The following is a 1,025-nucleotide window of genomic DNA, read 5'->3' on the forward strand; positions in this document are numbered from 1 at the left end:
ATATCCATCATTTATTACTCATCACTAATTACTTATTACTCATAATAAAAAGGTGTAATTCATTTTATAAACCAATAATTTTCATCCATACAACCTCCCTAGCCCCGATAGGAACGGTTACCCCGCAGAATGAACTGGAGAAGGAGTAGGATTGCGTAGGGCAAGTATTGACTTAAGATATCTCCCTTAAGAATCTTTATATTTACTGTGATAGTTTTTCTTTTATCATCTATTTTACTATTATCTTCTAAAATTTTGGTCTAATAAACCCTATGAATGGTGGGGCAAAATTTTGTTCCTATTATAAGTGTACACCCTAGCTTTTAAAGAGAGAAGAGTTATATAAGTTATCTTCCGATATTCTTATGTATATACAAGACCATCTATACTAATTGTGGATAAGTATAAATTGTATAGTAAGTAAAACTATATCAAATGATTATGTTATATAGTTATCCACAATTCTTATATAAGTATAAATTTTATGTTAAATAAGTTTGTTTTGCGTAGTAATAAGTTGTTATCTTTGCCCCACTGAAAACGAGAGTAGATCGGTAGCGCAGAAGGGCTTTTAGATAAGCAGGAACATTATAATACTTCAAAAGATAAAGACGGAAAAAATTTTTAATTTTTTTAATAAAAAAGGTTGTAAGTTAAAATAAAGTTTCTATCTTTGCAGTCCGAATAATTCGGAGCGCAGGAGTGGATAGATTGAGGTTTGGAAAGGATTAAGGTTACTTAAAAAACTTTAAATTTTTTTTCAAAAACATTTGGTCATTACAAAATAAAGTTTTACTTTTGCGCTCGCAAATACGGAGCGACACTGACAGAGAGATTGCTTCGTTAAAAAGCGGAAGATATAAAGATCATTGACATACAATATAACAACCAAGTAAGAAAAAACTAAAGCGTTAAAACTTTGAGTGAGTCAGACAAACATACAATGGAGAGTTTGATCCTGGCTCAGGATGAACGCTAGCGGGAGGCCTAACACATGCAAGCCGAGCGGTAGAGTCTCTTCGGAG

Annotated in this window: 1 rRNA gene; it reads left to right on the forward strand. The window is 32.3% G+C overall.

The window, feature by feature from the left end:
* Positions 1-940: 940 nt before the first annotated feature.
* A 16S ribosomal RNA gene (locus BBH99_RS12630) occupies positions 941-1,025 on the forward strand; the annotation flags it as partial.

Source organism: Chryseobacterium contaminans, assembly GCF_001684955.1.
GTDB classification, from domain to species: Bacteria; Bacteroidota; Bacteroidia; order Flavobacteriales; family Weeksellaceae; genus Chryseobacterium; species Chryseobacterium contaminans.